Origin of the sequence: Anaerovibrio sp. RM50 (assembly GCF_000622005.1) — a bacterium.
In the GTDB taxonomy this organism is placed as follows: domain Bacteria; phylum Bacillota; class Negativicutes; order Selenomonadales; family Selenomonadaceae; genus Anaerovibrio.
Genome location: NZ_JHWV01000031.1, coordinates 1 through 6,972, shown reverse-complemented (window position 1 = coordinate 6,972; position 6,972 = coordinate 1). Strand labels below are relative to the sequence as shown.

Here is a 6,972-nt window from a genome sequence, read left to right as displayed (position 1 = left end):
TGCCTGTTGTAACCATTCATGTTAAAATTAGGTTATCATATTACTTTCCGTATAACGTTTTCCTTTTATGTGCTACATTTTTGTAGTCGTTCCTTCCTTTGCCGGTCTTTATGATCGGCATCTTTTTTGGCTTCAACAGAGGATAGTTGCATAGTGCAACCTTTTATGTTAAAATATTTTCATAGAATCCCATTCCAAGAAGCTGGGGACTCCCCCCGGCAAACAAGAGAGCCAGTCCTCCAACTGGCTTTTCTTAATTATGATAGGCGCACTGCTGGCCCCCACGCCAACAGTGATAAGGTCAGTCCAAGGACTGGCCTTTTTCTTTTGGGCAAAATTAAAGGAGCCGCCCCCAGATTGGGAACAGCTCTATGGGTATTTGAGATTATTTGGGGTTGGGTGAGCCTCCATTTGGATGGTCGTATTGGACATACAATTTAAAATGTCAATTTTGATAAGTCAGCGGATCGTCACCGTATGGATTCGGCCCCACGTTGCCCTTTATAAAATATAGAATTATTGCGAATAAACCACCGGAAACCATATGTATCAGCACAGAAACCCAGCCGGACAGATTGATATCATGTCCCCGTTTTATAATCAAAAAGTAATTAAGTACCGTCAATGCCAATTCTATAATTATACCCAAAAGCACCATTATAATGATAACTCCCGTGCCGGAACTGCCTAAGTGTCCCTTCATTTCCCCTTCACCCATTATCAAAGCTATCCCACCGAACAGGATAATACCAAAGACAATGCAAAGAAAAGTCAGCATAAGGGACCTTAAAATATATCTTTGGCGGTTCAATCGACCACGATAGGTAAACCAGCTCAACGCCTCATCCCGTCTGGCATAATCTGCTCCAAAGGTCGGTACATAATTCATAACCGTCTGGGGTTGCATTATCATGTTGACAGCCACTTGTTGGCCGCATCTGTTACAAAAAACATCATTATCAGCCAACATTTCTCCACATTTTTCACAATACTTTGCCACAAAACTCTCTCCTCAAATTATGTTGAACGCCCCCCAAAAATGGAGGGCCGTATTGGTTAATTCCAAAAAAGACTTACAAATCGTCTTCGCTCTCGTCTTCATCCTCAATGTCTTCGTAGCGATTATACATATTGACGTTTTTATCATCGGTTTTGTCAGGATTTTCAGGAGTATCCGGATCATCATAATTGCCATAGTAGCGGTCTACTATGCGTATCCGCTCACGTTTGGTACGTTCACGCATATATTCTCACCTCTCGCATATAATTAGTCAAGTAAATTTATATGGTATGATTTTCTACGCCAGTAAAAATTATCCTGCACCATCTTAATATTCCTATGCAATAACAGCTCCATTATATCTTGCTAATTTATAACACTTTCCCCTGCTCAGGGATATAAAGGACAGAAAAGGAAATACACACCCAAATAAAACGTATATACAAGTAAATAAAAGGCACGTAGAAGCGGTTATGCTTTCATCAGGGATTGTATAATTTCTTCCAGTGTCATTACTAACAGCGGAGGGAACGGAAGCCTCCGCCTGTTTCAATTTATGGGGAAATTAGCAGGGCTTTTCTTTTGCCCAAAACTAAAGGGCCATTCTCTGATCTGAGAACAGCCCCGTGATTATTATTTGGTAGAATGGCCCGTCAATTTTGAGGGTCGTATTGGTACCGCCGACCACCTTGTCAATCATATCGTCCTTCTATTATGATGACATGTTTGCCTTCCTCCCTCATGTTCTTAATAAAATCTAAACCGACGCCTGGTCTGAGCATGCCATTGTCTCGCATCTTGGCTTTTTTCCTAAGTTCATCTATCTTACCTACCTCAGCCAACTTATCCAAATCTTTCATATCTCCATCATAATTACCCTGAGCGACATGATAATCGACAATACCCAAATGGTTCCTTATTTTTGTGACAAGATATACCCTCGCGCCGCCGACCACCATGTCAAGTTCCATGTCGTCCATCTTGTTCATGAATTTCTTTTCCATTTTATTTCCCTCCTTAGTATTTAAATATTGTTGTTTACTCTTTGTCCTTTATATCCATGAGAGGATAAAAGTGTTATCTCTTTTTTTACTTTTCTGCAAAAAATGTGGTTTTCCTGCAAAAATGGAGCAGTCCACAATGAACTGCTCTCTTAGTATAAAGATTGCTATTTAGTCATGCCTCATCCTGCAACTGGGCCATCGGAACCGCCGAGAATAATGCAAAAAGCATATTTTCCATTCTTCTTGGTTTGGCCAAGACCTACGCCCAGATAAGCACAAGCATTAAGGCCATTAGAGCTATCCAAACCGCCACCATTCTGCCCATGACGGCCTGGATGTCCACCAGCCACCTGATCCAGCTCGTCCTCGGAAAGATTCATTTCCTTTAGCTGTTCCTGCTCGTACTCCTTTAATTCCTCAAGGGTAAATGGCAGACCGACTTCCTTTGCCAGAGGAAGAACAATAGCCTCAACTGCCTTTTCACGCATAGCAGCATCATCTGCAGAGCCCTCATTCTTCTCAGCAAAATCCTTGTCCAGAGCATTGAGCTTTTCAGCCAAAGCTGCGTCCTGGGCCAACTTCTCATAAAACTTTCCTACGTTTTCCTTAGCCATGATGTCGTCCTCCTTAGTATTTAAATTTTGTTGTTTACTCTTATACTTTATATCCATGGGAGAATAAAAGTGTTATCTTCTTTTTATTTTTCTGCAAAAAATGTGGTTTTCCTGCAAAAAAGAGCCTACTCATTGAGATAGGCTCCATTTGCTTCTAAGGTTTTTTGATTGATTAAACTCTCTTAATTCCAAATGTCAAGTTAGGGTCCCCGATATTACTTGACAGTAGATGCCTTTATCTCGCTAACCACAGCGGTGCCAATTATCAGCACTGCCCCCAGGACGCCAGTGACAGTCAAGGTTTCGTCTAAAACCAGGGCAGACAGGAATAGGGCGCTTATGGGGTCAATGTAACCGCAAAGGGCTACTGAGGGAGCGGACAAGGTTTTCATGCTGGCGAAATATAAAGCAAAGGCTATGCCGGTATGAACTATACCAAGAATTAGTACGGATATAATGGTTAGACCATCTGTAGGAATTGGTCTCCATCCGTCAACAATAAAGAGGTAAGGTATCAGTGTTATAACTGCGCCGGTCAGCTGAATAAAGGTTTTATGATAAGTATTAATTTTACTTATACGCTTGTTAATAATGGCATTAAGGGCATATAAAAGCCCTGCACTTAAGCCAAAAATTACGCCCTTTAGCTGGTTTACATCCACGGATTCCGTTTCTGTTATTCCGGAAACTAATACCATGCCGGTAGTAGTTAGACACAGCACCACGATTTTCCCCCGGGTCAGCTTTTCCTGAAGGAATAAAGGTGACAGCAATATTACAAGGGCGGGCTGCATGTAATAGCATAAGGTGGCGATTGGCACAGTGGTATAATTTATGGCCTCAAAGAAAAATATCCAGTTAAAACCATACATGGCTCCAGCCAGGAGCAACATGCCCACAGTTTTTGCAGGAATCCTGTTCATGCCTTTTTTTTTATAGTACAAAATCAGACACAGCATAAAAAGGCTTCCCAAAACGCCCCGAAGAAAGGCCAAGAAATCAGATGGAACGGGGATATAGCGTCTGAATACACCGCTGGAGCCCCATATGAGCATGGCGGTAATGACCATTAAGTAAGACTTCATTGTTACCTCAATCCTAAATAAAGGCCGCTGGCCCTTGGGAGTTTCCCTTTGAGCTGGCGGTCTCGTTTACATTTTTTGTTGAATAATCCTCCATTTTGATATGCTCCCCCTATAAGAGACAGTGAAAAACCAAAACTGTCATTATAGGTGGATCATATCAGATCTTAGCTGGTTATTTACCCAAAAATCTCCCATATTCTTCCCTACAGAGTACATGACGATAACCTGCAGAATAACCGCCTTTTTCACCTTTACCTACAGACAGTTTAAAACCGGATTTACCTTCAAACAGCATTACACAGTCGGAACCACCAAATAAGAAATAGCCCAGTTCATCCCCTTTTTTCACTTTTGTCCCCGGCTTTATCGTTTCAATAAAATTAACACTGGAAACCTGCCCCATCCCCACTGGAATAACGGCCACCATTCCATAGTCTGTCTTTATAAGAACACAGCCTCTTGTTTCCACACTTTGCCATGAAAGTGAATTTGATTCCAAAACATACAACTCTTTGTTCTTGTCCCAATAAACAACTCCTCCAACCGCATTGGCATAAGGAATTTTATATACTGCTTCAACGACTCCGGACACTGGGAAATGATATCTGTGATAATCATCATAATTTAGGTAGGTATGTGTCAATATTCCGTTGTGAAATAATTTCGCGTACTCAGCTCCCGGCTCCCCCAGCAACTGCTCAACAGAAACAAAAGTGGAATCCTTAATTATTACACCGTCTTCCCTTTTAATAGAATCGGCATAGAACCTTCCGGATTCATCGATATTCCACACCCCCTGGGGAAGGGAATCAGCAGGTGAAACAACAACCCTATCGTCGTTAGGTTCGGCAATCGGACGGGCATTTCCATTTGACAGCTTTCTGGAGAAAAATTCATTGAATGAATGCCAGTTATCCGGTGATTCATACCAACCCTTATCAAGATTCCAGGATGGATCCCGAAGAAGCATATCCAGGTACTCCTGTTTCCACGATGCTTCTGAATCCAGGAAATCCCGCCATGTATTATTGTACTCTGTCAACCACGTGTATATTGGTTCAAGGTACTCTACAGACGGATAGAACAGTTCTTTGTCCTTAAGCTCTTCCAATGGTTGATCCAAAAGCCAGTACACATAGAGGATGCTCTGATCACATTTTGTGGAAAAGCTTCCGTATCGTTCCTCCGGCATGATATTCCAAGGCATACAGGTTACTGTATAATCCAGGAAACCATAGAGCTCATCCAAAGATTGCACTGGATTGGTTTTCCTGTCCGGATTGATAATTGATGCCTGTTTAATAGACTTTTCCACCAATATTCGTATATCTGGATTGTTAATCATTGACTCCCTGAAGCTTGTGGAGGCTTTTGGCCGCCCTACAGACGTTGAAATACCTGATGGCTGTTCAGCTTGCGCAGCTATAGCCTGGCTTATCCACAGCGTACTCATTGCCAGCAATAAGGCACAAAGCCATATTGCCACAAAGCTTTTTCTTTTCATAATAAAATCCTCCTCATCTAATCTTGCAATATCTCTTTAACACTCCGGTTTTCTCAGTTTTTCATAATTATATAATTATCTAATGTCTGCTCAATAATGCCTTGTCCTATACAATTCTATCAACCACAGCGTAATCCTGCAAAAACAGGATATTTCTTTCCAGCTGCGCCAAATTTCGGGCACTACCTCCCTGGCCAAAAGAGTAATAGAACAATGCACTTCTTAAATCCAAAATATAATAAATGTGTTATAAAAAATATGTATTATTAGTAATACTCTGAGTATTTAGTCGTATGTACAGACAAGAAAAGATAATCATAAACACACAAAGAAAGGAGTGCTTGAAGATGAAAAAGATGGAACTGAACTTAGAGGAAATGAAAAAAGTATCGGGCGGAACTGGACCTCTAAACTATCCTTACAATGGAACTGGTCCTCTGGCTACCTGTGATCCACCAAAAGGGACTGGTCCTCTCGGCGCAGTCGGTCCTGTGAATGAAACTGGTCCTCTCGGCGCAGTTGGTCCTGTAAACTATCCTTACTAAAAAACTGATATATCCACTTCAATAGGCGAGGATGCCAAGGAGTTGGAAATCCGCAAAGAACACACGGAAGCAGACAGAAAAATGAATCCCCTGGCTTAAATAACAGCCAGGGGATTTTGTTTGAAAAAAATGTAATACTTTCATCTGTGGGTCGTATGTATAAATGTAATGTAAAATTACACACTGCTTTTCATTCTCTCCCCTGCCTGTTCCCCTCCAAAAACAGGCAGGGCCTTTTTTTATTTTTTGTAATACATCATTCCATTATCCGTAAGTATGGACATAAAAGATAAAACAACAAGGGCACAGCCCATAAAGAAGGGAGATATTATCATGACTAAGAAATTTGAACTCAACGAAATGGAATTAAATACTGTTGCCGGTGGCCGTCCACGGATTCGCATTCATGGCCCACGTCGTAAGCCTTTCCAGATCATCCGCGATATTATTGATATAGTAAAAGATATCACGAGTCCTAAGAAGGATACTCCACAGCAGGATCCACAGGGACCAAAGAAGGCTGCATAAAAAAATAACAGTCCTTTCTTCTAAGTGGATTTAGAGGAATTAATATATCGCCCATCTCCTTCCCCTGTCTGTTTCCTCTCTCCATGAAGCAGGCAGGAGATTAAAATAAGTGCCCTGACTATATTGAACTGCTACCCGTCAAGAGGACAGTAAAAAAACATAAAATTTCTTTGGTCGACAGAGATTGTTCTGTCGACCTTTTTATGCGGCAAAATACATATCGTGTTTTTCTCTCGGCGTCAAAATGCCAAGGTTGCGTTGAACACGGTTATCGTTGTAGTAAGCAATGTAGAATTTTATTGTATGTACGAGGCTAAGTCTATCTGTAAAGCGTTTGCCGTAATAACATTCCCTTTTCAATATGCCCCAAAAACCTTCCATTGGCCCATTGTCAATGCAATGAGCAACACGAGACATACTATGAAGCATACCGTATTCTTCCAATTTTTTATGAAATATCCGATTTGTATACTGAAAACCACGGTCACTATGAAACAGTGGATGCGCATTTGGATTGTTTTTCACAGCTTCATCTAAAGTTTTGAATACCAACGAATTGTTATTGTGAGTTCCTAAGACAAAAGCAACTATTCTTCTATCATACAGATCTAGAATTGCACTTAGGTAAATCTTGCGTGCTTCCAATCCTTCATACCATTTAAACTCAGTAACATCGGTAAGCCATTTCTCAT

General features: G+C 41.2%; 9 protein-coding genes. 2 read left to right on the top strand and 7 right to left on the bottom strand.

All coding sequences use genetic code 11. The features are described from left to right. Window positions 1–445: 445 nt before the first annotated feature. From T525_RS0110965 to T525_RS0110930, 6 genes are all read right to left on the bottom strand, one after another. A complete protein-coding gene (locus T525_RS0110965) occupies window positions 446–1,000 on the bottom strand; it encodes a DUF805 domain-containing protein (protein ID WP_027407234.1) in 555 nt (184 codons plus the stop codon). A 73-nt stretch (window positions 1,001–1,073) separates the two neighbouring features. Next, on the bottom strand, window positions 1,074–1,244 hold the full coding sequence (locus T525_RS16405) for a hypothetical protein (RefSeq protein ID WP_156945767.1): 171 nt from the start codon (window positions 1,242–1,244) through the stop codon (window positions 1,074–1,076). Between the two features lie 448 nt (window positions 1,245–1,692). Next, window positions 1,693–2,004 carry a hypothetical protein gene (locus T525_RS0110950; RefSeq protein ID WP_027397991.1) on the bottom strand — a complete coding sequence of 104 codons (312 nt, stop codon included), beginning with the start codon at window positions 2,002–2,004 and terminating at the stop codon, window positions 1,693–1,695. A 179-nt stretch (window positions 2,005–2,183) separates the two neighbouring features. Continuing rightward, window positions 2,184–2,618 (bottom strand): Nif11 family protein, encoded by a 435-nt coding sequence (locus tag T525_RS0110945; protein ID WP_027407233.1) that lies wholly within the window; start codon window positions 2,616–2,618, stop codon window positions 2,184–2,186. A gap of 215 nt (window positions 2,619–2,833) precedes the next feature. Further along, window positions 2,834–3,703, bottom strand: coding sequence for a DMT family transporter (locus T525_RS0110940; protein ID WP_027407232.1), 870 nt, complete (start codon window positions 3,701–3,703; stop codon window positions 2,834–2,836). A 172-nt stretch (window positions 3,704–3,875) separates the two neighbouring features. Beyond that, window positions 3,876–5,207, bottom strand: coding sequence for a phosphatidylserine decarboxylase (locus tag T525_RS0110930; RefSeq protein ID WP_027407231.1), 1,332 nt, complete (start codon window positions 5,205–5,207; stop codon window positions 3,876–3,878). A gap of 347 nt (window positions 5,208–5,554) precedes the next feature. Between T525_RS0110930 and T525_RS0110925 the strand changes: the two genes are divergently transcribed. Together T525_RS0110925 and T525_RS0110920 are read left to right on the top strand one after the other, a co-directional pair. Beyond that, entirely contained in the window at window positions 5,555–5,752 is a 198-nt protein-coding gene (locus tag T525_RS0110925) for a hypothetical protein (RefSeq protein ID WP_027407230.1), read from the top strand. Between the two features lie 333 nt (window positions 5,753–6,085). Further along, the gene (locus T525_RS0110920) at window positions 6,086–6,280 is read left to right on the top strand and encodes a hypothetical protein (protein WP_027407229.1); all 195 of its coding nucleotides are present in this window, start codon (window positions 6,086–6,088) and stop codon (window positions 6,278–6,280) included. 201 nt (window positions 6,281–6,481) lie between these two features. Here T525_RS0110920 and T525_RS0110915 read toward each other — a convergent pair. Next, the coding region (locus T525_RS0110915) for an IS3 family transposase (protein WP_027407228.1) at window positions 6,482–6,972 on the bottom strand (491 nt) is incomplete at its 5' end.

Excerpts from the sequence above, each read along its gene's own strand:
- T525_RS16405 (WP_156945767.1), bottom strand. The coding sequence starts at position 1,244 with ATGCGTGAACGTACCAAACGTGAGCGGATACGCATAGTAGACCGCTAC.
- T525_RS0110950 (WP_027397991.1), bottom strand. The coding sequence starts at position 2,004 with ATGGAAAAGAAATTCATGAACAAGATGGACGACATGGAACTTGACATG.
- T525_RS0110945 (WP_027407233.1), bottom strand. The coding sequence starts at position 2,618 with ATGGCTAAGGAAAACGTAGGAAAGTTTTATGAGAAGTTGGCCCAGGAC.
- T525_RS0110940 (WP_027407232.1), bottom strand. The coding sequence starts at position 3,703 with ATGAAGTCTTACTTAATGGTCATTACCGCCATGCTCATATGGGGCTCC.
- T525_RS0110930 (WP_027407231.1), bottom strand. The coding sequence starts at position 5,207 with ATGAAAAGAAAAAGCTTTGTGGCAATATGGCTTTGTGCCTTATTGCTG.
- T525_RS0110925 (WP_027407230.1), top strand. The coding sequence starts at position 5,555 with ATGAAAAAGATGGAACTGAACTTAGAGGAAATGAAAAAAGTATCGGGC.
- T525_RS0110920 (WP_027407229.1), top strand. The coding sequence starts at position 6,086 with ATGACTAAGAAATTTGAACTCAACGAAATGGAATTAAATACTGTTGCC.